The 16527-nt window shown below is 68.9% G+C and carries 16 protein-coding genes and 2 pseudogenes; 7 read left to right on the top strand and 11 right to left on the bottom strand.

Annotated elements, in window-relative coordinates; all coding sequences use genetic code 11:
- Window positions 1–3 precede the first annotated feature (3 nt).
- Window positions 4–566: pseudogene (locus MICSW_RS15365) on the top strand (recombinase family protein).
- A 4-nt stretch (window positions 567–570) separates the two neighbouring features.
- Here MICSW_RS15365 and MICSW_RS15360 read toward each other — a convergent pair.
- Together MICSW_RS15360 and MICSW_RS15355 are read right to left on the bottom strand one after the other, a co-directional pair.
- Window positions 571–828 carry a helix-turn-helix domain-containing protein gene (locus MICSW_RS15360; protein ID WP_464498565.1) on the bottom strand — a complete coding sequence of 86 codons (258 nt, stop codon included), beginning with the start codon at window positions 826–828 and terminating at the stop codon, window positions 571–573.
- Between the two features lie 255 nt (window positions 829–1083).
- On the bottom strand, window positions 1084–1455 hold the full coding sequence (locus MICSW_RS15355) for a hypothetical protein (RefSeq protein ID WP_464498561.1): 372 nt from the start codon (window positions 1453–1455) through the stop codon (window positions 1084–1086).
- A gap of 254 nt (window positions 1456–1709) precedes the next feature.
- Between MICSW_RS15355 and mobC the strand changes: the two genes are divergently transcribed.
- The 3 genes from mobC to MICSW_RS15340 are packed head-to-tail and all read left to right on the top strand — an operon-like array spanning window position 1710 to window position 4693.
- A complete protein-coding gene (gene mobC, locus MICSW_RS15350; protein WP_464498558.1) occupies window positions 1710–2108 on the top strand; it encodes a plasmid mobilization relaxosome protein MobC in 399 nt (132 codons plus the stop codon).
- Window positions 2108–3835 (top strand): relaxase/mobilization nuclease domain-containing protein, encoded by a 1728-nt coding sequence (locus tag MICSW_RS15345; RefSeq protein ID WP_464498556.1) that lies wholly within the window; start codon window positions 2108–2110, stop codon window positions 3833–3835. The genes mobC and MICSW_RS15345 overlap by 1 nt, the downstream gene beginning before the upstream one ends.
- Before the next feature lie 15 nt (window positions 3836–3850).
- Window positions 3851–4693 (top strand): hypothetical protein, encoded by an 843-nt coding sequence (locus tag MICSW_RS15340; protein WP_464498553.1) that lies wholly within the window; start codon window positions 3851–3853, stop codon window positions 4691–4693.
- Between the two features lie 85 nt (window positions 4694–4778).
- Here the strand turns inward: MICSW_RS15340 and MICSW_RS15335 are convergent, their stop codons facing one another.
- The 9 genes and pseudogenes from MICSW_RS15335 to MICSW_RS15295 all read right to left on the bottom strand — a co-directional run bounded on the left by MICSW_RS15335 (window position 4779) and on the right by MICSW_RS15295 (window position 14478).
- Window positions 4779–5510, bottom strand: a complete 732-nt coding sequence (locus tag MICSW_RS15335; protein ID WP_464498549.1) for a DUF3800 domain-containing protein — start codon at window positions 5508–5510, stop codon at window positions 4779–4781.
- A gap of 2 nt (window positions 5511–5512) precedes the next feature.
- Window positions 5513–6226 carry a DUF4913 domain-containing protein gene (locus tag MICSW_RS15330; protein WP_464498546.1) on the bottom strand — a complete coding sequence of 238 codons (714 nt, stop codon included), beginning with the start codon at window positions 6224–6226 and terminating at the stop codon, window positions 5513–5515.
- A pseudogene (locus MICSW_RS15325) lies at window positions 6226–8012 on the bottom strand (type IV secretory system conjugative DNA transfer family protein). The gene MICSW_RS15330 and the pseudogene MICSW_RS15325 overlap by 1 nt, the downstream one beginning before the upstream one ends.
- Window positions 8009–9637 (bottom strand): ATP/GTP-binding protein, encoded by a 1629-nt coding sequence (locus tag MICSW_RS15320; RefSeq protein WP_464498666.1) that lies wholly within the window; start codon window positions 9635–9637, stop codon window positions 8009–8011. Before MICSW_RS15320 ends, MICSW_RS15325 begins: the two are co-directional and overlap by 4 nt.
- Window positions 9637–11148, bottom strand: coding sequence for an SCO6880 family protein (locus MICSW_RS15315; protein WP_464498663.1), 1512 nt, complete (start codon window positions 11146–11148; stop codon window positions 9637–9639). Before MICSW_RS15315 ends, MICSW_RS15320 begins: the two co-directional genes overlap by 1 nt.
- Entirely contained in the window at window positions 11148–12785 is a 1638-nt protein-coding gene (locus tag MICSW_RS15310; protein ID WP_464498660.1) for a hypothetical protein, read from the bottom strand. The genes MICSW_RS15315 and MICSW_RS15310 overlap by 1 nt, the downstream gene beginning before the upstream one ends.
- A 3-nt stretch (window positions 12786–12788) precedes the next feature.
- The gene (locus MICSW_RS15305) at window positions 12789–13544 is read right to left on the bottom strand and encodes a DUF8175 domain-containg protein (protein WP_464498657.1); all 756 of its coding nucleotides are present in this window, start codon (window positions 13542–13544) and stop codon (window positions 12789–12791) included.
- A gap of 11 nt (window positions 13545–13555) precedes the next feature.
- Window positions 13556–13858, bottom strand: coding sequence for a hypothetical protein (locus MICSW_RS15300; protein WP_099195354.1), 303 nt, complete (start codon window positions 13856–13858; stop codon window positions 13556–13558).
- Window positions 13859–13869: 11 nt separating this feature from the next.
- Window positions 13870–14478: a DUF6668 family protein gene (locus tag MICSW_RS15295; RefSeq protein ID WP_464498652.1), complete on the bottom strand. Its 609-nt coding sequence runs from the start codon at window positions 14476–14478 to the stop codon at window positions 13870–13872.
- Between the two features lie 128 nt (window positions 14479–14606).
- On the opposite strand from MICSW_RS15295, the gene MICSW_RS15290 reads away from it, so the two are divergent.
- The 3 genes from MICSW_RS15290 to MICSW_RS15280 all read left to right on the top strand — a co-directional run bounded on the left by MICSW_RS15290 (window position 14607) and on the right by MICSW_RS15280 (window position 16527).
- Window positions 14607–14906 carry a helix-turn-helix domain-containing protein gene (locus tag MICSW_RS15290; RefSeq protein WP_464498649.1) on the top strand — a complete coding sequence of 100 codons (300 nt, stop codon included), beginning with the start codon at window positions 14607–14609 and terminating at the stop codon, window positions 14904–14906.
- A gap of 198 nt (window positions 14907–15104) precedes the next feature.
- Window positions 15105–15440 carry a hypothetical protein gene (locus MICSW_RS15285; protein WP_464498646.1) on the top strand — a complete coding sequence of 112 codons (336 nt, stop codon included), beginning with the start codon at window positions 15105–15107 and terminating at the stop codon, window positions 15438–15440.
- A gap of 4 nt (window positions 15441–15444) precedes the next feature.
- Entirely contained in the window at window positions 15445–16527 is a 1083-nt protein-coding gene (locus MICSW_RS15280) for a M23 family metallopeptidase (protein WP_464498643.1), read from the top strand.

Genomic DNA, 16527 nt, shown 5'->3' with positions numbered 1-16527 from the left:
GGGATGACGAACGTCGTCGGTTACGCCCGCGTGTCGAAGCGTGAGCAGAACCCCGCCGCTCAGGAGGCTGAGCTCCGCGCGGCCGGCGCTTCGCGAGTGTTCGTCGACCACGGCGAGTCCAGCCGCATCGCTGACCGCCCGCAGTGGCGCGCGTGCCTCGACTACCTCCGGGAGGGCGACACCCTTCTGGTGCGCCGCCTCGACCGGCTGGGAGGGACGGAGCGGATCATCATCGAGACGCTGCACGACCTCGACCGCCGGGGCGTGAACATCAAGAGCCTCACGGAGCCGATGATCGACACCACAAGCCCGATGGGCCGCGCCCTGTTCGGCATGGTGGCCGTGTTCGCGCAGCTCCGCGTCGACACCATCCGGGAGAACACGATGCGGGCCTCGCTCACGCGAAGTCGCAGGGTCGAGTCGGTGGCCGGCCGTCGAAGATGACGCCGGAGAAGATCGCACAGGCCAGGCGGATGCGCGCGGAGAATGCGAGCCTTGACCACATCGCCGGAGTGCTCAGCGTGGGGAAATCGACCGTCGCTCGCGCTCTCAGCAAGCCGGATTAGGAACTCACTCGAACAACGCGATAGCACCGTCCTGGTCGTCACGGAGCAGGACGCCCGGAGCTACTTGCAGAGCGCCCGCGATCGCGTTCAGCTCGTCGACGGTGAGACCGGCCGGCTTGGTCAGGTGGACGCGACGTGTGAGGGTGCGCAGCTTGATCCCGGTGGCATCCGCGAGCCACTCGACCGACTGATTCCGAGTGTCGAGCACGCGCCGGATTCGACGCGCTACCTGCACCGCGATTGAACCGTTCGTTTCAGCCATGATGTGATCCCAGTTCCCTTGTTGTGTGTCCGATGAAAGTAGGAAGTTCGGCGGTACGCCGAGCTGCCGGCTTTCGTCGGAACACTTGCCGCCTTGCACGCAGCGGAGAGGCGGTCAAGGGGAGCCCAGAGGGCTCTCCCGAAGGGACGCGAAGCGCCCTTGACGGGCTCGGGAGCGGAGTGCAACCCCGCAACGCGGGACACACGAAAGCCCCACGCCGCACAGCGGAACGTGGGGCGGAAACCGTGCGTGCGATCACCCCTCCGTAGAAGCCTCCGAATGCGAGTTGTCAGCCGCCGCGGGAGCCGAGCTAGCCGCCGGCTTGCGCGTCGACCGACGCCGCGTGCGCGCCTTCTTATCGGGCTCAGAGAACCCGATCTTGCGCAGCTCGTCCGCAGACCATCCGGCACTGAGAGCGGCCGAATAGGCGCGCACGTCCTCGCGCTCCGCGGTCGCGATCCGCTCAGCGATCCGCGCTTGTAGATCAGCCAGCTCGCGCGACGTCTCGTCGCGCACATCGGTCAGCGCTTGCCGCGCCTCCGCGACGGTACGAACCGCTGTCAAGCGGTCATCCTGTAGACGCCGTGCGCGCTCGATTGCTTCCTCTGGTGTCAGTTGCGTAGCCATGCACTCATCGTACGAAGTGCAGCGCCGCACGTCGACGTCTGTTGGCACATCAAAAGCACGCCGAGGCGAAGCCTCGACCACCCCCGTCTGTCGACGTGAGTGAGCCCGAATGGAGTCCCAGACGGAGCAAGCTAAACACTTAGCAGGGCTAAGTGGGCTTGACCCCTCGACAGCCGTCGACGGGTGCGGCACACTGGACGTGTGGTCCCCGCACGGGGCGGGGTCGCTGCGCTGGGCCGAAGGAAGGGGATCGCATGTCAGATGAGACGGCTACCGAGCCCCGGCCGGAGCGGCGTCGGCGTGCGAACGCCCCCGGAGGTCGGCAGCACAAGCACGAAGTGAAGGTGACCGCCGAGGAGGAGGGCCGGCTGCTGCGCCTCGCGCTCGCTCAGCGGGTTACGATCCCGCGGCTGCTAGTCGAGACAACGCTCGCATCCGAGACGGGGGAGACGGTCACCGAGCGGCGCAACGCGATCGGGAAGCTGTTCGAGCTACACCGGCTGTTGGCCGCCGTGTCGAACAACGTCAACCAGATCGCGAAGGCCACCAACGCGACCGGTCAGCGGCATGCGGAGACGGACGCCACGCTCGCCGCGGTGCGACGTGTCGCGGAGCGCATCGACGCAGCCGTGGACGAGCTGAGCCTGTCATGATGCCGAACGTCACGCGCGGCGATCGCATGGCCGGGTTGGTGTCCTACCTCGTCGGCGGCGGTCGCCACAACGAGCACACGGAGCCGCACCTGGTGGCCGGCGATCACGCGCTGATGGCGTGGTACGACGACGCCGAGCTGAGCGGCGAAAACGCGAAGGCGATCGCGCGCCACCTGGACCGCCCGCGCACCGCTATGGGCGTCGACGTGAACGGCGGCCACGTGTGGCACGCCTCACTGTCGCTGCGCGCCGAGGAGGGCATTCGCACCGATCAGGAGTGGGCCGCGATCGCGCAGGACTTTGTGTCCGCGATGGGGTTCGACGACAACGACGGGACGAAGGCCCCGTGCCGTTGGGTCGCGATCCGACACGGGCTGTCGCAGGCGGGGAACGACCACGTGCACATCGCCGTGAATCTCGTTCGCGAGGACGGCACGAAAGCATCAACGCACCTGGACTACCAGCGCGCGCAGAACGCCGCACGCGCCCTCGAAGTGAAGTACGGCTTGGAGCAGTTGGAGTCGACGAGGGGCGAGCGCGCGACGCGCGGCTACAGCCCCGCCGAGCAGGCCCGCGTGGAGGAACGATCGGCGCTGATCGCGCAGCGCAAGTACGAGCAGCACGCGGCGCGCATCGGGGGAGAGCAGCCCGAATGGCACCGCCTCGACCCGAAGGAACGCCAGGCGCGCATCACCGCAGAGGTGCGACTGAACGCACCCCGGAACGACCTGGCGCGCAGGGTCCGAGCGGCGGCCGGCGCGAGCGAGAACGAAGCCGAGTTCGTGCGCCGGCTACGCCGCTCCGGTGTCCTCGTGCGGCCGCGGTTTGCCGAGGGGACGACGGACGTCATCACCGGCTACTCGGTAGCGAGCCGACCCACGAACGGCGAGCGTCCGATTTGGTACGGCGGCGGTCAGATGGGCCGCGACCTCACTCTGCCGAGGCTCCGCGAGGGATGGGCCGACACCGCCGCGGGAGCGACCGAGGCGGCCGCCGAATGGCAGGCGGCGAAGCGCGGCCGCCGGCCCGCCGCACCTGGTCGCGAGATGCGCGAACCGGACCCCGAGCTGTGGCAGCGGCACACCGAGGAAGTCGCGCAGCTCCGCGAGCAACTGCGCTCCGTCCCGCTCGACGACCGCGACACCTGGTCGACCGTCGCACGACAGACCGCGGGTGCATTCGCGGCATGGTCGAATGCCGTCGAGGAGACGCCCGGCGACCTGGCCGAGGCATCCGACGCACTGGCGAAGTCGGCGCAGACCTACCGTCGTCCGGTGAAGCCGCAGCGCGCCGGCCGGGTCGCCATGTCGGGCGCGACCATGCTCCTCGCCAGCGTCGCGCGAGGCGGCCAGGGGACGGCCGCGCAGCTCGCACTCCTGCGCCAGCTCATGAACCTCTCCCAGGCCGTCTACGACGCCGCCAAAGCGGCGGGGGAGGCGCGCCAGGCAGCGAACGTCGCCACCGCCGTGCGTGAGCGCGTGATGAACGTGCGCCGCCAGCTCGAAGCGACGCCCGCGGCCGCGTCGACGTCGACCACCACGGCGACCGCACCGAAGGTCGACCGCTCCGCGATCGTCGACGCATCCGTGCAGGAAGCGCTCGACAAGATGCAGCGCGCGGAGGAGAACCGCAGCAAGACCACGGGCTCGCCGGTCCCCGCACAGGTGGACCCCGCGCGGCCGCGCACTACGACGAAGCCGGGCGCAGATCGCGGACCGGAGCGATGAGGAAGGAGTCAGATCATGGCCGATGAAAGCGACGGCATCGAGGAGGCATTCGACGGGCAGCTCCGCATCGCCGTCACCGCGGCGGGGCGGATCGGTGAAGCTCTCGCACGCGCCCGCGAGGACGCAGCTCGACGAGCGCAGGCGCAGAGCGAGCAGGAAGCCCGCGAACTGTCGTCACGGTTCGAGGCAGAGAAGCGCGCAGCTCGCGTCGAGCTGGGAAGCGTCTACCGCTCCGACTGGTGGGACCGAGCCACACCGGAGCAGATCGGCGGCGCGCTCATCACGGCGCGCGCGTGGGGATCGGAAGACCCCGAAGCGGTGCGCGCGGAGGGCCGCATCCGCGACGAGCTCCGCACCCGCTACGGCGTCGACGTGAACAACACCGGCGCCGATCCCGCGGCCGTCCAGGCGGCCGTCGAGGCCGAGCAGCTACGCCGGCAGTCGGACACCGAGCGGCAGCGCAGCGCCACCGAACAGGCCGAGGCGGTCGCACTCTCCCGGCAGGCCGACGAGGCAGACCGCGCGGCCGAAGCGGCCCGGACGAGCGCCGACGTCGCTCCCGACGAGGGCGAGCGGGAGCAGGCCCAGGCGCAGGCCGAGCGCGAGCAGAACCGCGCCGACGCGACCCGCGAGAAGGCCGAGCCGCTGTACGACTCCGCAGAGCGCCGAGAGCGCGACGCCGACAAGCTCGAACAGCGCGGCGTCGGCAAGGAAGCCGTCAGCGCGAAGATGGCCGCCGACGTCAGCCAGGCCAAGCCGGCCACCGAAGCGGTGAAGGCGCAGCAGCGCCAAAGTGCCAAGGCCCGGCCGAACCGGTCGCGATCACCGAAGGTGCAGCGCACCGATATGGGGCGGTGACCCCGCTTCCGAAGCGGAACATTCTGCGGTAAGGTGAAGGAGCAGACCCGCCCCACATACGTGGATTAGCGGGTCTAGCCCCTTTTTACGGCAGTGTCGATAGGTCGATGGGGTCGCTCATCGGGTTCTTCGGTCGCAGGTAGTCGTCGTACCAGTTCCACGCGAACTCGTTCGAGTCGTGCTTCCACAGGTGCGTGAAGCCTGACCAGGCGATGACGTCCGCCATCTGCGTCCATTGCGACCTCTGCGATGAGTGGAACATCGGATCCTCGATGACGCGGCGGTTGAACAGATCGTCGAGGGCGCGGTGCGCTTTGTAGTAGATCGGGTCAGTGCCGTCACCATCCATGCCGACGATCCCATAGTCGTCTTGATGCCGAAGCTGCTGGTCCCACATCGCCACGAGACGCGTGTAGGCAAGTTCGCGATCTTCGGATATCTCGCGGCCCCGCTTGTTTGTTCGGAAATAGGCGACGCCCACCTCGATGTCGGGGCAGTCCCTTATCGCTTGGAGGCAGCGAACCAGCACCTCCCGACCGAGCGCAGCTTTCCACTCGCGATTCCCGGCACGTATGCGTTCAGGTGGGTTGGTGGAAATTGAGTCCTTTGACCGGCCATACACAACGTGCGTGGTGTGAATCTCCTGCACGACGGGCACCGAGTAGTCGGCTACCAGCTCCTTGCGAAACGCTAGCCAGTGCGCGAGCACCCTGTCCCAGTCGCTGGCGCTGAGTTCGAGCCAGCCGAAAACGATCCACCCCTTGTCCAAGTACCCAGAATCGTCGGCATAGATGAAGCGGGAGATGGCACCAGACACCGTCACAACGTATCGGTCGTCGCCCGGACGTCAGGGAACAGCTCGGCTGGCGGATCAGCGTACGGCAGCTCTGCCCCCTTCTCGTTGACGTTCTCGCGGTTCTTCCCCTCGCCGGCAGCGGCGAACGGGCCGGACGGGTCGAGCAGCACGCTCATGTGGTGCTCGGCGTGGTCGCGATACCAGACACTCATGCCCGTTGTCGGGTCCAGGCGAAGGTGTTCCCAGGCCCGCCACAGCGCATCGAGACGGATCGTCGCCTCCGGGTAGTTCCACCAGTCGGCCGCCCACACGGTGCGCTGGCCGTCGACGCGGCGACGGTAGTTCTTCACCAGGTATTCGCGCACGAACTCGTCGACCGAGCCGTAGTACAGCGTGGGCTCCTCGTCGGCCGGCTCCTCGTCGAGCGCATCCATCGCCGCGGTGACAGCACGACGGGCGGCCGTGGCCGCCTGCGCTTGCAGCTCCTCGATCACCGAGGGGTCCAGGGCCTCGTCGACTTCGGCCTGCACAGCGTTTTTCACCGCGCCCGTGATGGCCTTCTGCACCACGGCGCGAATCGCCGGGGCGGCGAGAGCGTTCGCGACGTCGGCAATGTCGACGCCGAGCAGCCGGCCGGGCTCCCGTTCGGGAAGGTCCGGGGCGGGCTCCTCGCGCTCGTCCAGCTCGAATGGCTGCGCCTCGATGCCGGGCTCTTCGTCGCCCCAGTCGTCGCTCATCAGGCCGCGCCCTTCTCGCTGTTCGCGATCGCAACCTCACGCACCGACTCCTGCGCCTCGATGATCGTCCGAGACGCCTGCGGGTCGTGCGCTGCGATCGACGCCTTGACCTTCTCCGCGTGAGGGCCGGTCATCCACGGCTGAGTGCGGATGAGCGTCGGCCGGTTCCCGGAGGAGAGCACCACGGCGCGGCCCTTCGGCATCGCGGCGAGGTCGGCTACGTCCAGGATGCGCTCACGGTGAAGCTGCTGATTCACGCTGCGGCCGCCACGACCGGAGGACACCGACGACGCCTGACGGTCGTAGTCACCGATCAGCTTCGAGAGGCTTTCCAGGAAAGCATCTTCGGAGACGCCGCCGCCGTAGACCTTGACGTTCGAGGCGCTCCACAGCTTGCGCATCCCCGACTCGCCCCACACGTCGACGCCCTGCGACCACGACTGCAGGATGGTCATCAGCACGATTCCGCGCGAACCGTAGTGGCTGTAGAGGTTCGGCAGCTCCCGCCACCGGCACACGTTCGCGGCCTCGTCGAGCACCCCGAGCAGGGGCACCGACAGGCGGCCACCGGCAGAGCCGGCGGCTAGCTCCTCCGCGGCCTCCACCACGGCGACCGTGAGCGCCGTGACGAGCGGGCCGGCGGTTCCGCGACCCTCCTTGGAGAGCGAGTACAGGGTGCCACCGTCGCGCACGAAAGCGGCCGGGTCGAACTGCGGGCGCAGATCGGGGTTGCCCTGCGGGTTCACCCACGCGGCCACCTGGCGGTTGGTGAGGCAGGACGCCATCTGCTGCGCCGTGCCGTAGATGCCGCCGCGCTGCTTCTCCGGGGCGGTGATGACACCGCGCACCTGGTCGGCCGTGAGGTCGTAGCCGTGACGCCGGAGAATGTCGATCGGCTCCTCCTCCGTCGGGCGGGTGAGCCAGGTGTAGACGTCGGTGATCGGCCGCACGTCGAGCGCGGCCGCGAGCAGGAGCCCCGCGAGGAGATCCTGCCCCGCGGGGTCGAAGTAGGCATCGGTCTTGGCTCCCGGATCGCGTGAGCCGGAGGCGAAGTGATCGGCCAGCTTGGCCGCGCGAACCTCGTCGGTGACGTAGCTGAGCGGGTTCCACCACCACGTAGGGTTCTCGAGCGCGATCCCCTGCGGATCGAACACCCAGACCGGGCCGGCCTCCGCGCGCACGTCGCGGGTCGCGTCGACGACGTCGCGCTTGTTCGAGGTCACGAGAACGCCCCCAGGAGCGTCCAGGATCGCCGGGACGGCCCGGGAGGTCGTCTTACCCGTGCGAGGCCCCCAGATGTCGATGTGCATGTCCTCCCACGTGCCGTAGAGCGGCATCTGACCGAGAGTCTTGCCGATCGGCACGCCGAGGGAGCCGGTGACGCCGAGCCGGGTTGCCTGCGCCTGCGCGTTGCGCTTGCTCAGGCCCTCGACGTCCTTCCCCGGCCCATGTAGCTGCTGGCCCGGTCGACGCGGGTACGGCCCTTCCGGTAGCGCACGACTCCCACGATCGCCAGCACCACGAGGGCGAGGACGATCGCCAGGAGCACGGCGACGATCCAGGTCGCGGATGCCGGCCACGGCACCCGACCGAGGATCACGCCGAGGGTGAACGCGAACGGGTCGCTCGGCAGCTCGACGCCGGTTCCGTCGAGCTGGTGCCCGAGGCGCACCGCCACGTTCAGAACGACGATCGCGGCCACGACGCCACCGATGCCCACCAGGAGCATCAGCGTCTCCGCGCCGAAGCCGCCGGGGTCGCGGCGGCGGTTGTTCGGAGTGCTCATGACACCCTCTCCTCGTGCTCCTCGACCAGCTCCTCCACCGCACGCAGCGCGCGGCGGCCCGTGCGGGACTGTTCGTACCACCGCTGATTGGTGTCGCGGATCGAGCGCTCAGCCTCCGTCAGCCGAACCTCGACCGGGATACCCGGCCGAGTGCCGACCTTGACGAGGAACTTCCCACGCCCCGGAGGGTCGACCTCGCGACCCGACGCCGCATCCCACGCGGGCGGATCCTGCCAGCCGGTCAGCAGCTCTTGCTCGGCCTCCGAGAACGGGATGACCGTCGTCAGCTCCGGCATTTCGGTGTACGGCAGACCGGCGCACATGACCATGCCGGCGCGCTCCACAAAGCCCTTCGCCTTCAAACGGTCCTCCTCCGGGAGGGCGCTCAGGTCGGCCATCGTGTGCGAAATCATCGCCGTGCCGACGCCCACCTGACGGTTCAGGCGCGTGAGGAAGTCGACGCGATCGACGATGCCGTTCCCGGCGCGCAGCGCGCGCCACAGCTCGTCCATGATGACGAAGTAGTGCCGGCGCGGTTCCAGCTTGGCATCCGCGAGAACGTTCGCGATGTTCACCGTCGCGAAGCCGTTCGACCAGCAGGCGAGCAGGGTCGCCGCGCGCAGATCGCCCTCAGCCTCACCGATGGCCGAAATGTCGTAGACCACCGGGCGGTCGAGCCGCATCGGGTTCGTGGTGTGCTTGGAGAACATTTCGCCCAAGCGGCCACCGCGGGAGAGGCTGATAAGCGACGCTTCCAGCCCGCGCGTGATCCGCTGATACTCCGCGAAGTCGCCGCGGTCGACGGCCACCTGGCGCAGCTCCTCCGGCCCCTCCTGCACCACGCGGAGCAGATCGCCCAGAACGGGGATGCCCTCGAAGTGTCGGTCGAGGTAGCGCAGCGCCTGGTCGACGATCGATTCCTCGACGTCGCTCGGCGCGGACTTGCGGAGGATCGTCAGCAGGGACGACACCATAGCCAGACGGCGGCCGTGAGCGTCCTCCAAGACCTCGCCGGCCTCCTTCTCGAATCCGGCGTCGACGAGCCGCTGAGCGGCCTCCTTCGCCTCGCCGGGGTCGAGGACGTTCAGATACCCGCGGCCGCGACCGAGGGTGATGACCTGACCGCCGAGCGCGCGAATGACCTCCACGTAGTCAGGGCGCAGATCGCCCAACACGAGAGGCTGCACGCCGTATCCGGCGAGCCCGATCGCAATGCGGGCGACGGCCGTTGACTTCCCGAGGCCGGGCTTCCCGAGCACGAACAGCGACGGGTTGCTGATGAGCTTCGCGCGCTGGAACCACGAAATCGGGTCGCAGCAGAGCGTCGCTCCGGTGTGAATGTGGCGGCCCAGCGGGACGCCCACCATCGGAGTGCCGGCACCGATCGAGTACGGCCACAGGCCGCACACCTGAACGGTCGTGCCGCGCCACTCGGCGGGCGGCTGGATGAAGTTCGACATGCCGCCGCCGGGGCCGCTCCACCCGCGAGAGGTGAGCGCGCCGGCCGACGTCGACGAGCCCGCATCGGTGTTCTTCCGGCCGGTGCGCACGAACAGCAGCGCACCGACGATCACGAGCACGACGAGCCCGCCGAGGACGGCGAGGGCAATCTGATCCGGGGTCATCACACACGCTCCCTCAGCGCCGCAGGGACGGCAACGTGCTTGGTGAGCACGAGGCCCAGCGGCAGCGCGGCGGCGAAAGCGCTGTCCTGTGATCCGTAGACGGGACGCAGGCGCAGACGCGCCGTCGCGCCGAGGTTATCGACCGCGGCCCGGGCGTCGGCCTCCTTGGCCGGGTCGAGCACCGTCGCGGTGACCAGGATGCCGAAGTTCACCAGGCCCGCGCCCGATGCCTCCTCCGATTCCGTTGCCTGAGCCGACCGCAGCGCGAGCGAATCGCGCGCGGCCGGCTTCCGCGTCGACGTGGCCTTGAACTCCGCAGCTCGCACGTCCGACTGCACGAGCGTTGCCGCCCGCGCCGGGTCGATCGGCTTGTAGAGCAGCGTTACGCGCTTGCGGGCAATGTCGCGGTGCGGGGCCAGCAGCCGGGCGAGCACGCCCGACTGCACGAGCCCGCGGGGAGCCTGAGTCATCGCCCAGGTGACCGACTTGGCCGAGTCGTGCCGGTAGCTGTCCCATCCGGCCTGCGCAGCCGTCGGGCCGACGTCGCTCCACCGCAGATCGGGCACTTCCCCGTCCGCGTGCGCGTCGTCGATGAGGGTCGCGGCGGCCGGGTCGTAGGCGACTCGGATCGTCTCGCACAGCTCTTGCGCCGACAGGGGGTGCGCAGCGCCGGCACCGGTCGCCTGCAAGCTCGCCGTCAGACCGGGGAGGCGAGCCGCGAGCTCGCGCGCCATTTCGTCCGGCTGGCGCGGCTTGGCACCCTTCCGGGGTGCAGCCGCGAACGTCAGCGTGACGTACGCCTTCACCGTCGACGAGCCGGCGGGGTAGCTCAGCACGACCTCACCCAGCATCGCCTTGGCGAAGTCCGGGCCGTCGGGGTCGGTGTTCGTCTCGACCTCGCGGCGCAGCCGGCGACCCGAGTCGGGAGCCGTCTCGATCGTGACCGCGGCCGCCTCCATGTTCGGCTCATCACCGAGGTTGCGCAGCCAGTGGCCCCAGTCGGCCACCCACAGGTCGACTTGCTCCTGGTCGACGAGCGCCGCGCCGTCAGGCTCGGTGCCGATGACGATCGAGTACGTCTTAGCGTGCGGTGAGTAGATCATCGCGAACGGCCGCGCGTAGGAGTCCTCGTGCTCGGAGAGGCGAGTCTGCGCCCCGAGGCCCGGAAGCTGGTTCGTGCCCCAGTCGGAACGCCCCAGCGGGCCGGAGCGGTAGATGTTCGCGCGTCGACGCTTGGTCGACGTCCAGGCGACCCGGTTCGCGGTGCGCGAGAGCACGCTGCGCCCGTCGCCGTCGCGAATAGTCAGCAGCAGGATCAGACTGCCGAACACCGCGGCGGTGATGAACGCATTGAGGATGTTCGTCGTCATCAGCACGACGATCACGATCAGCAGGGCCACGAACATCAGGCCCGTGCCGACCGTGCCGAGCCCGAGGAGGCCGGGCGAGGTCGGCTGACGCCAGTTCCCGTAGGTGCGCACGCCCCTACGGCTTGTCTCTACGGTCGCCATCAGCTCCCGCTCCCTTCACCTGTCGCTTGGTCACCAATGTTGCGAGCGGCACCCGTGGCCGCCTGTCCTGCCTGCTTCGCAGCGCCGATGGCCGCCCCCGCGGCAGCGCCCCACGGGCCGGCGGCAGCTCCACCGGCAGCACCCGCGGCAGCTCCACCACCGGCAGCGGCTCCACCGGCAGCGGCCCCACCGCCCGCAGACGCGGCCGCGGCGCCCGTACCGCCTCCGGCGGCACCGGACGATGCCGCGGCGCCTGTCGTGCCGCCCCCGCCGGCACCCGCGGCGCTCGACGCCTGCGCAGCTTGCGGCGCGGACTGACCGCCGCCGTTCGCTCCTGATGGGCCTGTGGAGCCCGTAGACCCCGGCGAGCCGGTCGAGCCCGAACCGCCCGACGATCCGCCGCCGGAGCCGGTCGCCAGTCGACCCATCGAAACCGCACCCGTGGGGAGCGCGGCGAGAGCGGCGACGCCGAGAGCGCCGCCGGCACCGGCCGACATGGCCCCCACGAGCGGCGTCACGAACCGCATCAGGGCGGGCATCGCGAACAGCGCGAGCACCATCAGGATCAGACCCGTGAGAACGGCGATGAAGCCCGTCCCGTCGTCCTGGAACACGTTCGTTCCCGTGAGCTGAAATGCCGCGGCGTAGACGATCGCGGCCGCGGGCTTGTAGAGGATGAACGCCACGAGCCACCCGACGTTCTTCTTGAACCAGCCCTTACCCATTTCGGTGTTGGTGGCCGCCGCGGACAGCGGAAGGATGCCCGTCAGGATGACGAGCATGCCGCCGCGGGCGATCATCAGCACGATTTGGAAGGCCGTCGCGAGGATCGCGATCAGCCCCAGGATGATGATGAGCAAAGCGCCGAGCCCGCCCGTCGCCGGGTTCGTCGTCAGCGCGAGCAGGGTCGCGATGTTGTTGCCGAAGCACGCCGTATCCGTACCGACGTCGCAATTCAGCGCCCCGTTGAGAATCCACACGGAGAACGAGTCGAACGCCGACACGAGCAGGCCGACAACCGTCACGCCGAAACCCGCCCCGACGATCAGAGTCAGCAGACTCTTCAACGTCTCCTTGCCCGGCTCCGCGCGCTGTTCCCACGCCATCCGAACGCCGCCGATGATGACAGACACGACCGCGGCCGCGCCCATGTACCACCACAGCGACGACTGCAGAAACAGCACGGCACCGCCGGCACCCTGTGGCCCGTTCGGGAGCAGGCCAGACACGAGCGCCGTTGCGCCGCTGATGAGGAAGATCGCACCGAGGACGATCCCCAGTCGACCCGCGGCCTGGAAACCCTCACCGTTGCGCATGCGCGTAGCAATGAGAGCGCCGAGAAGGATGATCGAGATAGCCGCGAGCACGATCGCAATCCAGGTCACCCAGCCGAGCACCTGAATGATGCCGTCAGAGTTAGGAGCGGTCGCACCCGCCGTGATCGACGAGCCACCGCCTGTCCCGGTCAGGTTCGGTGTGCCGACGTTCACCCAGAGCGTGCCGAGCGAAGCGACAGCCTTCCCGAACGCTTCCATGACGGCATCCGCCATGTTCTGGATGGCGTCACCGACAACGCTGTTTGCCCACTCGCCGGCCTTGCAGCCGAAATCGAGCGGCGCGCATTCACTCGCGGCCATGTTCTACCCCTCCGTCCAGCTCACGTAACCCGAGAGGTCCGGCAGCTCAGCGAGGCGTGCAGGCTCCGGGTTCGAGGCGTCGAGCTTCCAGTCGCCGTCCGCCCACACGAGTTCGAGCACGGCAGAGCCGTTCACGCTCTGGCCGTTGCTGCTGCCCCGGAACGCGATATCGACGCGAGCGGACTCGCCGTCGTACGCGAGCATGCGGAAGCCGGCGATAGACGCCCGCACGTCGGACGGTGCAGCCGCTCCCTGAGTGGCGAGCAGGGTGTCACGGTACGGGCCGTCGGTCAGGGCGTACCCGAGAAATGCCTGCCGCTGGTTGGCGGGTCCGAAGCCGATGATCGTCACGTTCGCGGCTGCGAACAGGGCACCCTCGGGCGAGTGCTGGAAGCAGTAGGGGTAGCCTTCTGGGGCTGTCTCGCCTGGCCCCGCCGTGGGAGAGGTCGGGAAGGCGTAGACATCCTGGAACTGCCATTCGGCAGGGGGAGCCGTCGTCACCGTCCCGGACAGCTCCTCGCCAGCCAGGCCACAAACGCTCGCGCCGCCCGCGACCCCGGAAGGCTCCGGGGAAGGGGCGGCGCTGCTTGTGGCGTTGGACGACGGGTCAGGAGCCGGCGGCGCGGCGTCGTCGTCTCGGTTCAGGTTGAGAACCGTCAGAACGATGGCCGCCACGATGAGCGCGGCCACCACGACCGCCCCGACGATGAAGCCGGGGCGGGTGAACGGGTTCTGCTGCGTGTCGTCGTCCTCAGCCATGACGGCTCCTCTCAGGCCCCGGCGAGGATGCCGATCAGAGCGGCACCACCACCGATCACGATCGCTCCGGCCATCGGCCAAAGGATCTTCGGCAGAGCATCGTGACCCTCACCGCGGCGGAAGCTGACGGCGATGAGGATGCCGCCGACGATGATCGCGCCGCCGACGACGACGTAGCCGATCCACTTCAGCCACGCGAGGATCGTCGTGACGCCTTCGGTGCCCGGAGGCTGTACGGGGTCCGGGTCAGGAATGACGCCGGCGAGGTTCACGGCGGTGTCGGCCGCCGCGTGGAACACGTCGATAACGGACATGCTGTTGCCTTTCAGTTCGAGGTGCCGGCGGCACCGAGGATTGCGGTCAGCTCGTCGACGAGACGCTGAGCTTCACGCGGAGAAGATGCGAGAGCCGGCGGCTCCCCCACACGCCATGCATCGACCCACGGCACCGACCAGGTGCGCGGGACTCCCCCGCTGACGACCTGCATCAGGTCGCGCAACGAGCGAGGCAGTCGACCCGGCGCGTCAGCCATGACGACCAGGCCCAAGACTTCAACAGACGGGACGAGTCCCGCGGCCCACTGCCGCATCGCGGCCTGCGCTGCGCGCAACCCGCGCGCGTCTGAGCGGGCGACGAGAACCGTCCGTGCGGGCGTCGCTGACGCCGTGCGCGGCCACGAGTGGCCCGCCGCCTGTGAGCCCGGCATCAGCGCCGCCAGGATGGACTCTCCCGCGCCGCCGTGTGCGCCCACCCACCACAGCGCGGCAGTGGTGTTGCGGTCGTAGATCGGCAGTTGGTCGACGCGATCCGGCGCGGGGATTCCTCGCTGCGGAGCCACCGGGCCGAACGTGTCGGGCACGGCCGCGATCAGAGCCGCCTCTGTGGGCGGCGGCGTCGTCGGCCGAGAAAGCCACGGATTGAGCGGGTCGCTCATGTTGCCCCCTAGGTACAGTGAGATTCACCCTAATATGGGAATCCTACGCCTGAGCGCCCAAACATGGAAGGGTTAACCCGAATGAACCCGAACCTATACAAACATGCCGTAATCGGTACACTAGGACCGTGGAGCCAACAGGAGGTCTCACCGTGAGCAGCGACAGCGGTGCGTGTGACGCGCTCGATCGCCTATTCGAGCAGAGCCCTCCGACCCTTGGCCCCACCGAAGTAGCAGAACGACTCGGAGTCTCTAACAAGAGCGTGTACACGTGGCTCCGTGAGGGACTGATCCCCGGCTACAAGGTCGGCTCGACGTGGTTCATCATCCGCGACGAGCTGAAAGACACCTTGCGCCGCGGTGCGAATGTCCCGCGCGACACCGGCCCGGTCGTCGTCATCGGCTCAGAACGGCACGAAGGGGACTGACATGCGGAAGATCGGGACGGCGCTACTCGTGGTCGTCACCGCGGCGGTCCTGACCGCCTGCGCCGGCCAGAACAACGCGCCCGCGCCGACCCCAGCGCCAGTAGCACCGGCCCGATCTATCCCGACCTCGACCAGTTCACCCCCGCTCCCGAAGGCCTCATCGACGAGGACAGCGGAGAGACGCACGGCCCCCGGCCCGTGCCCACGTGGGATGACGAATCGCGCGAGAGCGCCACGGCGGCCGCGGTCGCGGTGATGACCGCCTACGCGCGCCCCGATCTTCCGTTCGAGCAGTGGTGGGCCGGCTTGCAGCCCCTCCTCGACAACAAGGCCACGCAGGATTACGCCTACATGGACCCGGCGCGCATCGTCGCGACGAGCGTCACCGGCCCCGCCGTCATCACCGACGACACGAGCGCTTACGTCGCGTTCGTCGACGTCCCCACCAACGCCGGCACCTACGGCGTCGTACTCAGCCGTGCCGACGCTGACTCCCCGTGGCTCGCGGGGCGCTTCATTCTCCCGAAGGGGTGAACTGATGGCAGCGCCCAAGGGCAGCGCCGCCTACGCGATCGCGGCGGTGCCGCTCCTCATCGTCGGCTCCCTGTTCGGGCTCCTCCTCATGGGCGAGGACGAGTGTGGCCCGAGCGCCGGCAACGGCGGATCGAGCGTCTCGATCGACCCCGCATCCGTCCCCGAGACGGAGATTGCCGGCTACGGCCACGAGCAGCTTGTGAACGCCGCATATGTCATGCAGGCGGGCGAAGGCCTCGGCCTGAACGCTCGCGATCAGACCATCGGCGTCATGACCGCGATGGGTGAATCCAGCCTCCGAAACATCGACTACGGCGACTGGGAAACCGGCGGGGTCACCAACCCGGACGGCACCCGCACGACGTCGATCGGTCTGTTCCAGCAGCAAAACGGGTGGGGCAGCCGCGAGGAGCGGCTGGACCCCTACATCGCGTCGACCAAGTTTTTCCAGGCGATGATCGAGAAGGTTCCCGACCGAGAGTCGCTTGAACCGACGATCGTTGCCCACCGCACTCAGGTGAACGCCGACCCGTACCACTACACGAAGTTCTGGGACGGCGCGGTGCAGATCGTCGAGGGCCTGAGCGGTGTCCGCACCGGCCTCGACTCCGGCGACGGCAGCGCCAGCGGCGGCACATGCGCGGGCCTCCTTCCCGGCGAGGTCAGCCCCCTGGGATGGGCCTCTCCCGGCGCCGGACCCGTCACCAGCCCCTACGGCATCCGGGTTCACCCGATCTACGGCACGCAGCGACTCCACGCCGGCACCGACCTTGCCGGCGGCGGCTGCGACGGCCCGATCTGGGCCGCACAGGACGGCGTAGTGACGTTCCGCGGCTTCGACGACTCCGGCAACGGCACAATCTCGATCGACCACGGCGGCGGGGTCACCACCCGCTACCTCCACATGTACGACTCCGGGATGCTCGTGCAGACCGGCGACAAGGTGAAGGCCGGCCAGCAGATCGCTCGCGTCGGCAGCAGCGGTGAATCCACCGGATGCCACCTGCACTTTGAAGTGCGCGTCAACGGCGAGAACGTCAACCCCGCGCCCTTCATGGCAGAGGTCGGCATCCAGCTCGGACAGTAG

This window comes from Microbacterium sp. SW12 (genome assembly GCF_055391095.1).
Note: the sequence above shows the minus strand (reverse complement) of the source record. Positions and strands in the feature narration are given on the sequence as shown.

Coding starts and splice junctions, on each gene's coding strand:
- MICSW_RS15315 (WP_464498663.1), bottom strand. CDS start 11,148: ATGGCGACCGTAGAGACAAGCCGTAGGGGCGTGCGCACCTACGGGAAC.
- MICSW_RS15330 (WP_464498546.1), bottom strand. CDS start 6,226: ATGAGCGACGACTGGGGCGACGAAGAGCCCGGCATCGAGGCGCAGCCA.
- MICSW_RS15310 (WP_464498660.1), bottom strand. CDS start 12,785: ATGGCCGCGAGTGAATGCGCGCCGCTCGATTTCGGCTGCAAGGCCGGC.
- MICSW_RS15355 (WP_464498561.1), bottom strand. CDS start 1,455: ATGGCTACGCAACTGACACCAGAGGAAGCAATCGAGCGCGCACGGCGT.
- MICSW_RS15305 (WP_464498657.1), bottom strand. CDS start 13,544: ATGGCTGAGGACGACGACACGCAGCAGAACCCGTTCACCCGCCCCGGC.
- MICSW_RS15340 (WP_464498553.1), top strand. CDS start 3,851: ATGGCCGATGAAAGCGACGGCATCGAGGAGGCATTCGACGGGCAGCTC.
- MICSW_RS15345 (WP_464498556.1), top strand. CDS start 2,108: ATGCCGAACGTCACGCGCGGCGATCGCATGGCCGGGTTGGTGTCCTAC.
- MICSW_RS15300 (WP_099195354.1), bottom strand. CDS start 13,858: ATGTCCGTTATCGACGTGTTCCACGCGGCGGCCGACACCGCCGTGAAC.
- MICSW_RS15360 (WP_464498565.1), bottom strand. CDS start 828: ATGGCTGAAACGAACGGTTCAATCGCGGTGCAGGTAGCGCGTCGAATC.
- mobC (WP_464498558.1), top strand. CDS start 1,710: ATGTCAGATGAGACGGCTACCGAGCCCCGGCCGGAGCGGCGTCGGCGT.
- MICSW_RS15320 (WP_464498666.1), bottom strand. CDS start 9,637: ATGACCCCGGATCAGATTGCCCTCGCCGTCCTCGGCGGGCTCGTCGTG.
- MICSW_RS15295 (WP_464498652.1), bottom strand. CDS start 14,478: ATGAGCGACCCGCTCAATCCGTGGCTTTCTCGGCCGACGACGCCGCCG.
- MICSW_RS15280 (WP_464498643.1), top strand. CDS start 15,445: ATGGCAGCGCCCAAGGGCAGCGCCGCCTACGCGATCGCGGCGGTGCCG.